Origin of the sequence: Desulfomarina profundi, assembly GCF_019703855.1 — a bacterium.
In the GTDB taxonomy this organism is placed as follows: domain Bacteria; phylum Desulfobacterota; class Desulfobulbia; order Desulfobulbales; family Desulfocapsaceae; genus Desulfomarina; species Desulfomarina profundi.
The window spans coordinates 26,425-42,780 of sequence record NZ_AP024086.1 but is presented as its reverse complement, the minus strand read 5'-3'; the positions used below and the strand labels follow the sequence as shown (position 1 = coordinate 42,780).

12 protein-coding genes and 1 pseudogene are annotated in these 16,356 nt (G+C 47.2%); 3 read left to right on the top strand and 10 right to left on the bottom strand.

The annotated features are described in order from the left end of the window. Window positions 1-163: 163 nt before the first annotated feature. The 8 genes from LO777_RS00195 to dnaG all read right to left on the bottom strand — a co-directional run bounded on the left by LO777_RS00195 (window position 164) and on the right by dnaG (window position 10,732). Window positions 164-394, bottom strand: a complete 231-nt coding sequence (locus LO777_RS00195; RefSeq protein ID WP_228855584.1) for a dissimilatory sulfite reductase D family protein — start codon at window positions 392-394, stop codon at window positions 164-166. Between the two features lie 93 nt (window positions 395-487). After that, window positions 488-1,615, bottom strand: coding sequence for a dissimilatory-type sulfite reductase subunit beta (dsrB, locus tag LO777_RS00190; protein WP_228855583.1), 1,128 nt, complete (start codon window positions 1,613-1,615; stop codon window positions 488-490). A gap of 56 nt (window positions 1,616-1,671) precedes the next feature. Beyond that, window positions 1,672-2,952 carry a dissimilatory-type sulfite reductase subunit alpha gene (gene dsrA / locus LO777_RS00185; protein ID WP_228855582.1) on the bottom strand — a complete coding sequence of 427 codons (1,281 nt, stop codon included), beginning with the start codon at window positions 2,950-2,952 and terminating at the stop codon, window positions 1,672-1,674. A 352-nt stretch (window positions 2,953-3,304) separates the two neighbouring features. Further along, window positions 3,305-4,909 carry a glucose-6-phosphate isomerase gene (locus LO777_RS00180; RefSeq protein ID WP_228855581.1) on the bottom strand — a complete coding sequence of 535 codons (1,605 nt, stop codon included), beginning with the start codon at window positions 4,907-4,909 and terminating at the stop codon, window positions 3,305-3,307. A gap of 15 nt (window positions 4,910-4,924) precedes the next feature. After that, on the bottom strand, window positions 4,925-5,614 hold the full coding sequence (gene rpe, locus LO777_RS00175; protein WP_228855580.1) for a ribulose-phosphate 3-epimerase: 690 nt from the start codon (window positions 5,612-5,614) through the stop codon (window positions 4,925-4,927). A 59-nt stretch (window positions 5,615-5,673) separates the two neighbouring features. Beyond that, entirely contained in the window at window positions 5,674-6,774 is a 1,101-nt protein-coding gene (gene dprA, locus LO777_RS00170) for a DNA-processing protein DprA (protein ID WP_228855579.1), read from the bottom strand. 36 nt (window positions 6,775-6,810) lie between these two features. Continuing rightward, window positions 6,811-8,469, bottom strand: coding sequence for a sigma-70 family RNA polymerase sigma factor (locus LO777_RS00165; RefSeq protein ID WP_228855578.1), 1,659 nt, complete (start codon window positions 8,467-8,469; stop codon window positions 6,811-6,813). A gap of 439 nt (window positions 8,470-8,908) precedes the next feature. Further along, the gene (gene dnaG, locus LO777_RS00160; RefSeq protein ID WP_228855577.1) at window positions 8,909-10,732 is read right to left on the bottom strand and encodes a DNA primase; all 1,824 of its coding nucleotides are present in this window, start codon (window positions 10,730-10,732) and stop codon (window positions 8,909-8,911) included. A gap of 317 nt (window positions 10,733-11,049) precedes the next feature. Between dnaG and LO777_RS00155 the strand changes: the two genes are divergently transcribed. The 3 genes from LO777_RS00155 (at window position 11,050) to LO777_RS00145 (ending at window position 15,249) form a co-directional block, all read left to right on the top strand. After that, window positions 11,050-12,669: a bifunctional diguanylate cyclase/phosphohydrolase gene (locus LO777_RS00155; RefSeq protein ID WP_228855576.1), complete on the top strand. Its 1,620-nt coding sequence runs from the start codon at window positions 11,050-11,052 to the stop codon at window positions 12,667-12,669. Then, window positions 12,669-13,559: an HDOD domain-containing protein gene (locus LO777_RS00150; RefSeq protein WP_228855575.1), complete on the top strand. Its 891-nt coding sequence runs from the start codon at window positions 12,669-12,671 to the stop codon at window positions 13,557-13,559. Before LO777_RS00155 ends, LO777_RS00150 begins: the two co-directional genes overlap by 1 nt. A 136-nt stretch (window positions 13,560-13,695) precedes the next feature. Next, window positions 13,696-15,249, top strand: coding sequence for an ABC1 kinase family protein (locus LO777_RS00145; RefSeq protein ID WP_228855574.1), 1,554 nt, complete (start codon window positions 13,696-13,698; stop codon window positions 15,247-15,249). 122 nt (window positions 15,250-15,371) lie between these two features. On the opposite strand, the pseudogene LO777_RS00140 reads toward LO777_RS00145, so the two are convergent. Together LO777_RS00140 and LO777_RS00135 are read right to left on the bottom strand one after the other, a co-directional pair. Continuing rightward, window positions 15,372-16,054, bottom strand: a pseudogene (locus LO777_RS00140) (triose-phosphate isomerase). Continuing rightward, the gene (locus LO777_RS00135) at window positions 16,051-16,347 is read right to left on the bottom strand and encodes a DUF167 domain-containing protein (protein WP_228855573.1); all 297 of its coding nucleotides are present in this window, start codon (window positions 16,345-16,347) and stop codon (window positions 16,051-16,053) included. The pseudogene LO777_RS00140 and the gene LO777_RS00135 overlap by 4 nt, the downstream one beginning before the upstream one ends. Between the last annotated feature and the right edge of the window lie 9 nt (window positions 16,348-16,356).

Below are 16,356 nucleotides of genomic sequence, written 5' to 3'. Positions count from 1 at the left end.
ATGCGAAACCCAGACTGACAGTTTAAGCACTTGAGATAAGTCTGAGCTTCGTTAGTTGTCAGATTAAAAACACCAGCTGACTTGTTAAAAAAAAGGGCACCGGGAATCTTGCTCCCTGTGCCCTTTTTATAAAGTGGAAATAACCAAAAGCTGTTACTTTCCGCTATTCCTCCTCATCCTGAATACGACTTGGAATACCATACATCGTAGTTGATCCGGAAGACCAGAACATCAGTCGCCCTTCCCTGACCATCTCGTTTGCCACATTTTTGATAACACGTGGCTTCGAATCAGGATCACATTTGTAGAAATCCTTGATGTACAGTTGCGGTTTCGGAGATTTCGTAGCTTTCTCCTCAATGGCATTCTTCAATTCTTCTTTACTCAAGGCCATGATAAAACTCCCTTTAATAGGTTTTGAAGAAAGCATCGAACAACCGGAGACTGCCCTTGCAACCTCCGGTTATCAAACATCATTCTTGACTTACTATTTGATATGGCTGGTGTACTTGAACTGCGTAGTAGTACGCCAGGTATCATATGCGAGACGATAGTCATCGATGCTCTTCTCAGTAAATGGAATATCACATTTCTCGAAGAATTTCTCCCACCCGATTCTCTCGGCCCATTCACCGACACGCTCATACTTCTTGGCATCAGACGCATAAGCTTCAAGGATCTTCTTGATCGCCTCCACAACTTCAGGCCATCTCGGGGTGTTGTTCGGCAGAAAAGGTATAACCAGTTTAGAGAATTTAGGCGCTGTCCTTGAGTTGGATACCTTTCCACCAACAAGAATCGCAATACCGTCACCTTCAGGATCCGCCAGAGGCATTGCCGGACACATGGTGTAACAGTTACCACAGAACATACATCGGTCAACGTTAACCTTAACGCTCTTGATTTCCTTGCCGTTAACCTCTGCTTTGGCTGGCTTTACAGCGCCAAGAGGACAGGAAGCTATGGCGAGTGGCAATTCACAGACACCTGTAATACGCTCATTATCAATCATCGGTGGCTTGCGATGAACACCGAGGATAGCGATATCAGAGGCGTGAACAGCTCCACACATATTCAGACAACATGCCAGAGCGATACGTACCTGAGCAGGAAGCTTGTGGGATGTAAAATAGTCAAACAGTTCATCCATTACCGCCTTAACCACACCTGAAGCATCAGTTGCAGGAGTATGGCAATGTACCCAGCCCTGGGTATGAACAATATTAGTTACACCAGCACCGGTTCCACCAACTGGATAACTGTTGCCGTAGCTGGCAAGGGTGTCGAGCAGCGGCTGAACCTTATCCTTGGAATCAACCATGAACTCAATATTGTTCCTGGTGGTGAAACGCAAGAAACCGTCACAATGTTTGTCCGCGATATCACAGACTTCACGAATATATTCGATGGAAACCAGACGGGGGGATCCGACACGAATGGAATATACCTCGTCTCCTGTTTCCGATTTATGCATCAAGACGCCAGGCTGGATAATTTCATGATAAAGCCATTTACCCTTGTTCGCCTTGATTACCGGCGGGAAAAACTGCTCATAGTGCGGGGGACCAAGATCTGAGATCCTGCCATCCATTGGTTTGTCTGGATTATAACCCATGGTAAATCTCCTTATGTATTAAATAATTTGGATTATCAACTCAATAATTGACAGTATCAGGCTGCGTGACGCTTACGGAACTCAATGATATCGCGTTCAAAACCACCCTCAACCTCTTCCTCTTTCCAGAATACGTATGGATTTGAACGAGGTTCTTTCACATGCTGCGGGATCGGCTCTACACCCATAACTGAAAGGAAGGTCGGTAGGCCGACACGCTGCATGGTCTCACCAACACGTTCGCGGTTTTTACCAACTTCCATCCACCAGTCCCAAATGGTTTCGATAAAATCGATCAGTTCTTCAAACTCATTGTCCTTGGATATTTTCATAAAAGGAATAATGAGGGTTGAGAACTGTGCACCGTCAAGGATAGGAGCCTTGGCACCAACACAGATACTTGCGCCTTTGTCCAGTCCCGGACGAAGAGCACGGGGCATTACATTGATACAATGCATGCAGCGGGTACATTCACTGTTATCAATTTTCAGTTCATCACCTTCCATCCACATACATTCAGTGGGACAGAGATCTATGACTTCTTTCTGAATATCAAAAGGACCCCAGTCTTTATCACTGTGAGCGCCGCCGTTTGCCGGGTAATTTCCGGCAACATACTCTTTCACGGCAGCCTGGTCGATCTGAATATCATCGCGCCAGGTACCGATAACCGCCACATCTGAACGGGCTATTGCAGCAACACAGTCATTCGGGCAACCAGAGAACTTGAATTTAAATTTGTACGGGAATGCAGGACGATGAATCTCATCCTGGTAATGCATGGTCAGGTGATGACAGCATTCCTCAGTATCATAACAGGCCCACTCACACCTGGACTGACCAACACAGTTTGCCGGAGTACGCAGGTTGGAACCGGAACCACCAAGATCCTGTCCCATATCATGAGTCAAATCCCAGAAAAGGGGCTCAAGATTTTCAGTTCTGGTTCCGAGCAGGATGATATCACCAGTTGATCCGTGAAAGTTGGTCATACCGGATCCGTGCTTCTCCCACAGGTCCATCAACTGACGCAGATTAGCGGTTGAATAATATTTAGATGCCGGCTGGGCAACACGGACGGTATGAAAATGTTCAACACCGGGGAACTGCTCAGGAACGTCCGCGTAACGTCCGACGATACCACCACCATATCCGAAAACACCTACGATACCACCATGCTTCCAGTGAGTGATTCTGTCCTCATAGGACAGTTCCAGGATACCTAAGATATCCCAACACTCCGGCTTGGTCTCCGCCTGGCGCTTTATGTCGGTCACGAAGCTTGGCCACGGGCCAGTCTCCAATTGGTCCAACAAGGGCGTCTCATGTTTTGCCATGATTTCCTCCTTTGAAATTACAGTTTAAACTTCAACTCAACCCATTTTTACTTTGCAGAAAAAAAATTAAAACCCTGTTCCGGTTTATTTATTTCCTCTTTGTTCACCCTGTAACTTCCCTGGCCTTTCTCAAGCCCGCGAAAGAGGTGACAAATACCCGATAAAAAGGAAAACTCGGGGTTTCAATACCCATTTATAATTATTTCCCCCGTACAGCAGAAAAACAATTATGAACATACTCAATTATGAATTCACATTCAGCGTGTGAGAATATCTTTGCTGTGCTATTTTGTCAACAAAAATTCCGCCTCGCACCCTCCAAAAATGAAGCGCTATTCAGTGCTGATTCTCCTTACAACGCCCTTGTATTTACCAGGTCAAGTAATTTAACTTCAATACTTCCATGTTCCAACTCGTCACCTTTCATGGCCCTCAAAAAGCGTGATGCAAGAATTTTTCCCAGTTGTACTCCCTCCTGATCAAACGAGTTAATATTCCAGATAAAGCCCTGGAAAACAATTTTCGCTTCATAGGTCGCAAGAATCGCACCCATGGTTTCCGGAGTCAATCGATCCGCAAAAAGAAGAGAAGAGGGGCGATTTCCGGCAAATTTCCTGTTTGGATTTTCAGAATCACAACCTGTTGCAAAGGCAACCATCTGGGCAAACAGATTGGCCAAGAGTTTTTCCTGGGAAGTAGTTCCATCAATCCTTCGATCCAGACCGGATTGTGATTTCGCAAAACCTAAAAATTCAATGGGCACCACCTCAGTCCCCTGGTGAAGCAGCTGATAAAAAGCATGTTGACCATTGGTACCCGGCTCCCCCCATACAAGAGGCCCGGTCCGGCAGGTAACCGGCTCTCCATACCTGGAAACTGATTTCCCGTTACTTTCCATATCACACTGCTGAAGATGTGCCGAAAAACGATGCAGTGCCTGACTGTACGGAAGAACAGCAAGGGAATTATAGCCGAGAAAATTCCTGTTCCAGACGCCAAGAAGGGCCATCATCAAGGGAATATTTTTAAAAATATCTTCCTCTTCCGCTCCGTAATCAACAGCTGCGGCCCCTTGTAAAAACTCCATAACCCTGGCAATTCCAAGGGCAAATCCAAGGGCAACCAGACCTACCATTGAAGTCGTACTGAACCGGCCGCCAATGGAATCAAACATATAAAAGGAACGCAGATATCGTTTCGGGTTGTCCATCGGGCTTCCCTTACCCGTCACGGCAATACAGTGTCGTGCAGGATCAACGCCGGCTTTTTCCATCACCGAACGAACAAGCTGATCATTAGCAAGGGTTTCAAGGGTGGTGCCACTTTTGGAAACAATATTGACAAGAGTAGTGTCAAGAGAGATTTCCGCAAGCACCCGGGCACAGTCATCAGGATCCACATTGGAAATAAACCGGACGGTTCTTCCCGGCCGGCAGTATTGTTTCAAGGCTTCAACAACAGACCTTGGACCGAGGTCGGAGCCGCCTATGCCAACCTGTACCAAGGTATCAAAAGGCTTTCCTTCACTATTGCAGAGCTGGCCACCTTCAAGCTCTTGCAGAAAAATCTTCAGCTTTTCCAGTTCCAGTCGTGCCAATCGGGTGATTTCAGGTTCAACGGGGCTCTCGGCAAACATATCCCTGCACCCTGTATGAAGAACCTGTCGATTTTCAGATTCATACCCCTCAATCCTGTTGAGAACAGCCCCCCGGCGCATCTTTCTGAACTGTTCAACAAGCTTCAGTTCATCAGCGACCTGCTGCAGGCAATCAAGAACTTCATCACTGACCCGCTGAGCAGCAAAAAACAACTGCAACAATTTGGAACGACAGGCATACCGTTCTAATCTACCATTCCTTTCAAGACTCTTTTCTTCTGTCAGGTCGTAGGGTTTGACGGCCAGTTCCTGCAGTTTTTCAAAAACACTGCAGGACGACAAATCGATCGTTTTCTGCAAATCTTTTCCCCTGCTCTATTCAGACCGGTATTTGACTATCCCATTTCCGGCCTTCTTTTTCAGCTGACTGATGGTTTTACCATAATCCTTGCTTCCATAAACAGCGGATCCAGCAACAAAAATATTGGCACCTGCCTCAGCCACCGAACCTATTGTTTTTTCACTGATCCCACCGTCCACCTCAATACCGACGGACAAACCCAGCTCATCAATCCGGCGACGGAGAGCTGTTATTTTCCTGAGGGTAGAAGGGATAAATGACTGTCCGCCAAACCCCGGGTTTACTGACATGAACATGACCAGATCAATATCTTCCAGGATATAATCAAGGGTTGTCAAGGGAGTTGAAGGATTAAGGACAACGCCGGCCCTTTTTCCTAGTTCTTTTATTCTCGCCACGGTCCTGTGCAGATGGTTACAGACTTCCACATGTACCGTAATCCAATCTGCCCCGGCAGAAGCAAACTGCTCAAGATACCTGTCCGGTTCAATAATCATCAGATGTACATCAAGCACCTTGTCCGTAACTCTTCTTGCCGCCTCCACAACCAGAGGGCCAATAGTAATATTCGGTACAAAACGCCCATCCATTACATCAATATGGATAACATCTGCTCCGCCACTTTCCACAGCTCTGATCTCTTCACCCAGACGGCTGAAATCTGCAGACAATATTGATGGTGCTATTTGTATGGTTTTATTCATATCTTCCCTGCGTTTCTTTTTTTTTACCAGTATCTGTCCTGTCTATACAACCCCCAAACCTACAACAGACTCCTTATATTGTCACCTGGCAGAACTTCAACAAGACCCTCCAGTTCAAGGAGGAGCAGAAGCTCATTGACCCTGGCTGCAGGCAGCTCCACACTGTCTATCACCTGATCCCGGGTCTGGGGGTATGGCTCAAGCACATTGAGAAGCAAAAGAGAATCGGGTTCCAGTCCATCTATCTCCTTACCGTTTTCCAGAGTCTCAGAAAGATGGGCTGTATCCTCACCGGGAAATTCTTCCAGAATGTCCTCCACCCCCTGAACCAGCTTGGCGCCTTGCTGCAGCAGCCAATGGCTGCCTGAACTTTTGTGTGAATCAATCTGACCCGGAACAGCAAAAACTTCTCTGCCATAGTCCAACGCCAGCTGTGCGGTGATCAGGGAGCCAGATTTCCTGGCGGCTTCCACCACGACAATCCCCCGGCTCAACCCGGCAATTATTCTGTTTCTGGCGGGAAACCTGAACCCTTCCGGACGGGTTCCCAGCGGATATTCACTGACCAACACTCCCTTCTCAAGGATTTTCCCGGAGAGCTTTTCATTCTGCCTGGGATAAACAACATCCAGGCCACACCCAAGAACGCCAATTGTATCACCGCTCCCATCCAAGGCCCCCCAATGGGCACGAGCATCAATACCGAGAGCCAATCCGGAGACCACTGTCATTGAATGACTGACCAGTGCCTTTGCCAGGGAATGAGCCACCTTCCTGCCATAGCCGGTTGCCGCTCTGGAACCGACGATTGCAATGCATTTTTTTCGAAGAAGTTCTTTTTTTCCTGAGAGATACAACACCGAAGGTGCATCTGGTATTTCGCGGAGAAGTTCCGGATACAAGGCATCATCCCAAGTCAAAGCCTGCACTCCGGCCTGTTTCATCCGGTAGAGTTCGTCCCGTCCCCGCTGCAGGTTCTCGTCACGGCGAACCAGGTTTTCAATCTGGCTGGATCTGATCCCGGGAACCTGGCGCAACTCTTTTGATGACGCCTGCAAAACATTGCCGGGTTCTGTGAAATGATCAATCAATTTCCATAAACCAGTCACCCCGAGACCCGGCACAAGACTGAGACTGATCCAATCCAAAACAGGAGCCATTTTTAATATCTGCTGTTCAACAGGCCGATGAAAAAATCAATCGACCATAAAAACCCTCAGCTCTTCCACCCTGGACGGATGTTTGAGCTTGACAATTGCCTGGGCCTCAATCTGTCGGATTCTCTCCCTTGTCACGGCAAAGCATTTTCCGACCTCTTCCAAAGTATGATCACAGTCAACATCGATACCGTAACGCATACGCAGCACTTTTGCTTCCCGGGGCGTCAGGGAGGACATAACCTGATTCAGACATTCCCTCAGGCTTGTAACCATGCTCGCTTCATCAGGCCCAAGTTTTTCCTTGTCTTCAATGAAATCTCCAAGATGACTTTCCCCGTCATCTCCGACAGGCGTATCGAGAGAAATGGCATCTTTGGCAATTTTCAGGGCCGACTTCACCTTGGCCACATCCGTACCGAGTTGCTCCGCCATCTCTTCCGGCGTCGGTTCCCTATGTTCTTCAAGAAGAAAATCCTTGGAAACCCTGAGCAGTCGATTAATCGTCTCTATCATATGAACAGGCAGCCTTATAGTCCTGCCCTGATCGGCGATACCCCTTGTAATGGCCTGTCTTATCCACCAGGTGGCATAGGTACTGAACTTGTATCCACGATGATAATCAAATTTTTCCACAGCCTTCATCAGGCCGATATTACCTTCCTGGATGAGATCAGAAAACTGCAGCCCACGGTTGACAAATTTTTTCGATACGGAAATAACCAGACGAAGATTGGCTCGAACAAGCCCTTCCCGGGCATGTTTATACATTTCCCAGCCTGAATCGACTTCATGGAGAATCTGCTGAAGGTCCTTCTGGTCAACACCGGATTCTTCAAGCATCTGCCGGTTGACCTGCCGCTCTATAGCCTCTGGAGAAATTTCTTCACCGGATTCATTTTCCCCCAGGCTGTATTCTCCAATGACAGTTACAAAAACCTTCCTGAACCGTTTTGACAACTCTTCAAGGCCCTTGGCAACCGCATTTACACAATCGGAACAGAGAATTTTGTCTTCAAACAGTCCGGCGATTTCTTCTCCTTTGGCCTGCGCCTCTGCAAACAGATCTTTCGCCTCTTTTGTCGTCTCATCAAGGGCCAGATACTGTTTCAGGAGTTCATTTCGCTCCCTGTCGATTTCAACTGCCCTCTCCACTGCGGCCAGAAGTTCTCTGCTCTCCCGCTCCACAACTCCGGACTGGTTGTCCTGTATACCGGCCAGAACCTGGCAGATCTTCCCCGGACTCTTGGGCAACACTTTCACAACTTCCTGGAGGGCCGGAATGGCCAACGGTGTCTTGAGAACGGCATTTTGCACTCTCTTTTTACCGTCTTCCATCATTTTGGCGAGTTTCAGTTCTTCTTCATGATTGAGCAGAGTAAGGCTCCCCATCTCCCGAAGATATATATTCATCGGATCAACGGATGATTTGGATTTGGAAGACTGTTTTGCTGATCCCCGGGAAATTCTGCGCCTGTCTCCTTTGCGACGATCGGTGAAAATCCCGCGACGACGATCTCCCGGCCCCCGACCACGTCTGTCATATCGAGCATCCGAGAAATCTACGGGAGTTACCTCTTCATCCACGTGATCATCGTTAGCCAGTCCAAAAAGGGATGTTTCTTCTTCGGGGCCATATTCGCGAACCCGTTCACCCACATCACCAACTAAATCATCATCACTTCCAGTCAAACTCATATAACTCTCCCTTTGCTCAAACAGTCAAACCGCCCTGGAATATCTCCTTCAGGATAACTGATCATGAGTTTCTTTCTGCCTGTTTTCGTAAATTAAAAATGTGTAAATTGTCACAGGCTCTCTTATGGTTGTAACCTGCGTATGTCAACAGGAGAGATCCTGAAAAGCCGAGGTACACGTGATCATTTACCCTTCAGGAGTACAACTCAACCTGAAGCAGGACAATTTCGGACCACTTTTAACAAAAACCACCCTCAATTCAAATACATCCTACACAATCAAACCAAACAACCGGAAATGTCAAGAAAATTCATCGTTTCATGGGAAAAACTCCAATTTCCTGCTCTCTTTTACCATAAATTTACCACAGTTCGAAACCTCCATGGCCGAAACACTTCAGCCATCTGACTAAACCATACCGGCTCAGCTCAAAACCTGCTTATTCATGCAATTTTTTCTCGATTTCAACCATTTTAAGCACAAGTTCCTGCAATTTTTCCATATCTCCGGCATGTTCAGCTTCCCTCATCTGAACTTTCACGTTTTCCGACTGTCTACGCAGGGATATCGTTTTCAAATAGTACAACATATCCCCAAGTTCACTCCCACTTTCCATATCATCGCCATTACTTTCAGGCACATCCCGGAGAGAGGCCTGCATCAGTAATTCCGTGACCAGCTTTCTCTCCTGCCCGCCCGGCAGTTTTGAGAGGAGTTCTTCAGGTTCAAATTCTCCCTTTTCCTCCACCATCGCCTTCAACTGAAGAAACAGAATCTCTCCCAGCCCTCCCACCAGCGCATCCCTGACACCATGCTCCTCCAGAACTTTGAAGTGAACAGGGTTCAGAACCATGTACTCCACCAGACGTTTCTGGGCCATGGAGAGAGGTGCCGTTCTTTCCCCTGATTTTCCCGCCATCTCCACTTTTTTTTCCCGCAGAAGAGTCTCCCTTCGCTGTCCGGACTGTATTACAGCCTGGAATGACTCAACGGAAATTCCTAGCTTATCGGCAAAATGGGAGATAAACATCGACCGCTGCAGGGGAGATGTCGCTGCCTGTACCAGAGGCACCAGAGAATCTATGATTCTGCTTTTTCCGTCAAGTGAGAGACCATGACGTTTGATCAGACTTGCAAGAACAAATTCCGGAAGGGATTGCGCTGTATCAAGCAACTGCATCAGTTTTTCCGCTCCCTTTTCCCTGACAAAACTGTCGGGATCATGTTCCCGGGGCAACAGGGCAACCTGCCCGCTTAACTGCTCTGCCAGAAAAAAAGGTACCGCTCGGACTGCGGCTTTCTCCCCGGCACTGTCACCATCGAAAAGCAGGGTTATTTCCGTGGTAAAACGTTTCAGCATTCTCAACTGCTCCCGTGTCAATGCAGTACCCAGGGGAGCGACAACATTCCGAACTCCTGCAACTACCAGGGAAATAAGATCAAAATTCCCCTCTACGAGGATTACTTTTTTCTCTTTGCGAATACTCTCCTTCTGCTGATACAAACCCAGAAGCAACCTGCTCTTGTCGAAGACCGGGCTTTCAGGAGAATTCATATATTTTGGCTGACCTTCGCCCACTATACGACCGCCAAAACCGCAGACCTGGCCACTGATATCAAAAATGGGAAACAGGATCCTGTCCCTGAAACGATCGTACATCCCGCCTTTGTCCCTGCGGACAAGCAGTCCAGCATCCACAGCAGCAAGCTGTTCTTCCGCGCTTAGCTTTGAACCGAGAAAATTCCAGCCCTCCCTTTCAACTGAAGGGGCATAACCGAGATGATATTTTTCGGCAATTACACCACTGACACCCCTTTTCCGCAGGTACTCACGTGCACTCTCCGCTCCTTTATCCTCCAGTAGGTAACGAGCATAGAGTTCTGCACATTTTTTATTGATCCCGAATAACTGTTCACGTTTTTTCTGCCGTAATACCGCTTCTTTTGACTGGGGCCTCTCAGGCAGTTCAATATTATATCTTCGAGCCAGTTCTTTCATGGCCTCAGGAAAGGTAAGATTATGATATTTCATAATAAAACTGAACACATCCCCGGATTCCCCGCAGCCGAAACAGTGGAAAAACTGCTCCCCGCCATGAACTGAAAAGGATGGAGTTTTTTCTCCGTGAAAGGGACACAGTCCCAGATAACGAACACCGCTTTTCTTTAAATCAACCACTTCACCAATTATTTGTACGATATCCGCCTCTTCCTTTATCCTGGCCGGTATATCATCTCTGGAGCTGTTGTTCATAATTTTCATAGTGCATATCTGAAAATCCGCAGTGCAGAAGGTATTTTCGCCACAGTCTGATTTTCACTTGTTTTTATGGTTGAGCCATCAATTCAACCTGGCATTTGCGAACCTGAAGATGAGTTTTTAACTGCTTTTCGTTGAAACGTCTCACTTTCTACCATTAATTTTGATGAATTTCATTCTTCCCGTCTCAACACAAAAACATATCCATTTCTATTATCCATTTGCAATTTTATAAAATGAAAATGTATAGTTAATTATAATGCAGGCTTTGTGGCCATTACTTTTTTTACAAATCAGCGATCATTCCGCCTTTTGAACCAATGACAAACGATCTCCTCCAAAATATCAACCAGCTTTCACCCGGTTCAACTTTTCTGCGATTGATTCTTAAAGCCTGCCCCGATGCCAGATGCATTTTCAACTGCAACGAACTTACAAAACCTGTTATTTCAAATACTTCACTTATTATCACAACTGACAAAAGTGAAATTTTAAAAACAATTCTTACGCCGGGTATGGTCCCGGACCAAGTTCCAATCCTGGTTCTCGGGACGGCACAGGTCCCCCCGAAATCCCTGGTCCTTACTGGTAAAAATCGACTGATTGATTTCCTGCCTCTGCCGGTAGGCAGTGAATTACTCCGCTACAAAATCTCTTTTCTTACCCATATCCAGAAAATCAGTGCGGAATATTTCGAAAACCTTCAGACTCATCAGAAAGTCCTCGACACCCTTTCAAAGAGAGATGGCCTGACCGGGTTATTCAACAGACGACACCTGACCGAGATCCTCAAAAATGAATTTCAGCACGCCATCACCCGGGAAAAAGATCTCTCCTTACTTATTCTCAATATTGACTACTTCAATGAGATTAATAAATCTTCAGGACTGGAATTCGGCGATGCGGTGCTCAATGAAATGTCCGCAAGGCTTACCTTGAACACTCGCCCCATCGACAGTTGCTATCGCTTTTCGGGTGAAGATTTCGTTATTCTGATGCCGGAGGCGGATCTTGAACTTGCTCAAGAAACGGCAGAGAAAATTCGTATTGCATGCTCTGAAAAGCCTTTCATCCATTACGGTATCCATAAATCAATTACCGTTTCCATCGGAATAGCCTCCCTGAAAACCCACGCTCTCGAAAATCATGACGAATTGATCTCCATGGCGGAAACAGCCCTGTACATGGCTAAGGCGGGAGGCCGAAACAGAATTCATGTCTTCGCTCCTCTGGGGATTAACGAAGAATACAATTCCCAGCAGTCACTCGCTACACTCAAAGAAACAATCAATCGTATCCTTGAAAAAACAAGACATTCAACCATCTCCTCTCTACAACTTCTGGCCAGGGAAATTGCCGGAACAGAATACAAAGACCATATTGACCAGGTTTCTCACTATACAGCCCTGCTCGGCAGACAGCTCGGGCTTCCCCCTCATCTCGTTGCAACCTTTCAAAACGCCATAACCCTGTACAACAGTATCCGTTTTTTCCTCCATAACGATCTGTTCAGTAAACAGTCAAAACTGAGCGGCAATGAGCGGGAGATCATGAACGACCTTCCATATAAGCTTGCAGAAATAACCGATATTTTTGATTTTTTTGCCAACGAACGCACCGTACTGCTCTCCCATGGAGAACGATATGACGGCAATGGTGCGCCCTATGGCCTGAAGGGTAGTGAAATCCCCCTTGGAGCACGGCTTTTCAATGTTGTTGACGCCCTTGCCGCTATGAATTCAGAACGTCCCTTCAGACCCAGATTGAAAGCTGAAGCTATTGTTGACGAACTGATCAATCAGGCGGGAAAACAGTTTGACCCCCATCTCGTACTGCACACGATTGAAATGATAAAAAAGAATAACCTCCTGGAGTTACCTGCAAAGTACCTTGAAGAAAAACGCAGACAGCTTATAACTTATTTCCCCGAAATCAGATAATGACTACTCTGGAACAGATAAATATAGAGACACAGATAAACTCTTTCCCGGCCCTGCCCCTGATCGTAACAAAGGTCATGGCAGTTACCGCTGACCCGGAAAGCAGTGCTGAAGACCTGATGAAAGTGATTCTTCCTGACCAGAGCATGTGTTCCACCATTTTGAAAATTGCCAACTCCGCCTTCTTCGGCATCCCCCGGGAAGTGAGCACAATGGAGAGAGCCTTGATGGTCCTCGGTTTTGAGGAAGTTCGCAATATCGTCATTGGAAAAGCTCTTTTTGCCGCTTTCCCGAAGCTTGGCAAGGAATTCCGGGAGACTGTCACCCTCTTCTGGCAACATGCATTCACCTGTGGTCTTACGGCCAAGATAATGGGTGAAACAATGGGAATTTCTCCAAGCGAACTCTTTGTGGCCGGCCTGATTCACGATATCGGCAAACTGGCCATGCTGACACTGTTCGGCGATAAATATCCCCTACTAAGAGAACTCACGGATCCCGGTCGCAGCGACAGCGCCTCAGAAGAACTGACGGAATTTAAAATCAGTCATGACAGGGTCGGCCTGCTCCTTGCCAACCGCTGGCTCCTACCGAGCAAGCTGACCATGGCAATAGGTCATCATCACTGTCCCGGGGATGCACCATCAAACAAACAGTTTCCAATTCTCATCCAGACCGCAGACATCCTGTCTCTCATGTATTGCTCACCCGATTTTTTAGGAGCTGAAGATACCATGAAAATCTTTGAGGATTTTCTCCCTGAAACACGAGACCTCTGGGCAGAAAACGATCTCAAATGGGATATCATCAATATCGGCACCTGGTACAACACCCTCGCCGAACGCTTTGAACAGGACCAGGCCATCCTTGATATTTTCACTTCATCATGAAAATTACCAGCATAAAACGAACCATCAGAAATACAAAACGATTTGCTGAAATCGTCAAGGTTCTTTCCATGTTTGGCTTCAGGCAACTGGTCCTTGACACCGGCCTGCACCGCTTGCTCGGCAGGGCAAGGAAGACATGGAAGACGATTCTAACCCAGATAATCTTGCCCTGCCACTCCCCGTCAGAATTCGCCGGGTCCTGGAGGAACTTGGCCCCACATTCATCAAACTTGGTCAACTGCTCTCCACCAGACCTGATCTTATCCCGAAGGAATGGACCCACGAACTCAAAAAACTGCAGGATCGCTGCAGCCAGGTTGAGTTTGAAGAAATATACAAGGTTCTTGCCCTTGAATTTCCCGGCCGTCTTGACCTGCTGTTCAAGTCTATAGAGGAAACGCCTCTCGCTGCTGCCTCCATAGCTCAGGTCCATCGCGCCGTCATGCAGGATGACAGGGAAGTTGTCATCAAAGTGCTCCGTCCAGGGGCACGACAACTTGTCGAAGAAGACATGGCCCTGGTGGAGAGTCTCGCCCAGTTGATGGAACAGTATTTTTCCGATCTTGGTTACAGTCCCACCGCTGTGGCCAAAGAATTTTCCAGGGAACTTCTCAAGGAAATCAATCTGATTACCGAGGGACAGTCCACCGAAAGACTGGGCCGTTATTTTGAAGATGATTCTTCGATTTGCTTTCCCAGGGTCTATTGGTCAGCCACCACACGTTCAGTCCTGACCCTGGAAGAAATCAAGGGAAGACTGCTCTCCACCCTTGATCCGGAAGAACTTACCCCTGCCCAGAGAAGAGCCATTGTCGCCAACGGTACGGATGCCATTTTCAAGCAATGCCTGGAATTCGGATTCTTTCATGCTGATCCCCATCCTGGAAATATTTTCCTGCTTGATGACAACAACCTCTGCTTCATCGACTGCGGGATGACTGGGCAGCTTGACAAAAAAACCACGGAACAATTGATCAATCTTGTCTCCGGTATCATTAAGGGAGATCTTGATCAGCTCTGCAGGGTCGTCATCGGGCTGACTGATGCAGACCCGATGGTTACAGAGAGACGCGATTTCAGAACAGACCTGCAACACCTGATCAGTCATGTGCAGAACACAAGCCTGCAACAACTTGACATCACAACGCTGCTGTCGGACTTTTTTGCCATGCTGCAGCGGTACCATATCCAATGTCCGGGAGATCTCCTCCTGCTGACCAAAGCCCTGACAACCATTGAAGGAGTTGCGGAATATTTTGATCCGACTTTTGACTTCCTCTCCCATGTGGAACCCCAGATTAGAAAAGTAGTCATGAACAGGTACGGTTTTCAGGCTGTGAAAAACCGAATGTACAAATCATTCACCCGTTACCTGGAACTGCTGGAAGAAGTGCCCGGAGAGCTACAGCGTTTTCTCAACCATGCCAAACACAGCAGGTTTACACTGAATCTTGAACTTAAACGAATAGAACATCTGTCGGAAAAAATTGACACAGCCAGCAGGATCATGGGCATTGCCATGATCAGCGCAGCCCTTATCGTCGGTTCTTCCATCCTTATCCTGGCTGACAGTATTTCTAAAAAACCCGGCATAATCGGCACTATCGGCATACTGGGCCTGTTACTGGCAGGAATCAACACAACCATTTTTATTTTTTCATTTCTCTTCCAGAAGAAAAAAAAACCCTGATCACATACGGAATTCTGCCTGATATTTGCGAGCCCGGAAATGCACCTGCTGTATCTGAAATTGCCAAACCTTAAGTTCAGTAGTCCGGTATTAAAATAGTGTCTGTCCAGAAATAAGAGAACTCACACCTGTTGACAAACTTCGGCAAAATCCCTGGGATCCAGACTTGCACTGGCCACAAAAACACCGGACAGTACCGGGAGAGAAGAGTAGTCCCTTACATTGGATGCGAGCAGTGCTCCCCCGTAAATAACCGGCCATTTCCCCAGGTGATATTTTTTTTCCTCAAGAGTTTCCTTCACTTTTTCCGGGGACTCGGGGATTTTGAATGTCAGGGCATCGACAGGGGTATATGCTATGATCATCCGGTCAATATCAATATCCTGTAGTGATGCCAGCCGTGATGATAACGAAGAACCGTCCACGCAAACAATGGGAATCAGACCGGCATCTACCGTTTCATTGACCTTATTGATAATATCCTGATCCGTTTCATGAAAATATCGTTTCCGCTCAGAATGACCAATGATCACATAATCAACAAGTCCTCTCAACATATCTGCTGCAATTTCTCCCGTGTAAGCCCCCGGGGAAAGGGAGACACATTCTGGGCGGCAAGACGCACATTTTCCAGGCCAAGTTTCTCCAAGTATGAAGCCGTGCTTTCCAGACAGACGAAAGAAGGAGCAACAATCACTTCCAGGTCATCTCTCAGGCTGCAATGTTGGGCAAAAGCATCAAACCACGCCCTTGCATCATCGGTTTTCTTGTGACATTTCCAGTTGCCAACCACGTATTGTTTCATTCTTTTACCTCCAGCAGCCGACGGACTTCACTTTCCCGGATATTTTTGAGTTCCAGACTCTTACGCCTGGACTGCAGCCCGGACTTCACCCGGACATCACTTCTAGGGATTTTCATTTTTTTCGCCAGAAACTGAATGATTTCTTTGTTGGCCCGACCTTCAACAGGAGGGGCACTGACAGCAATTTTCAATGTCCCGTCATACAATCCGACAATTTTTGTTTTTGATGCCCTTGGTTGAATATGGACCCGAAGAAGCAGGGAGCCATCCTTTGCAGTGGAAAGAAAAGACATTTTTCCTTC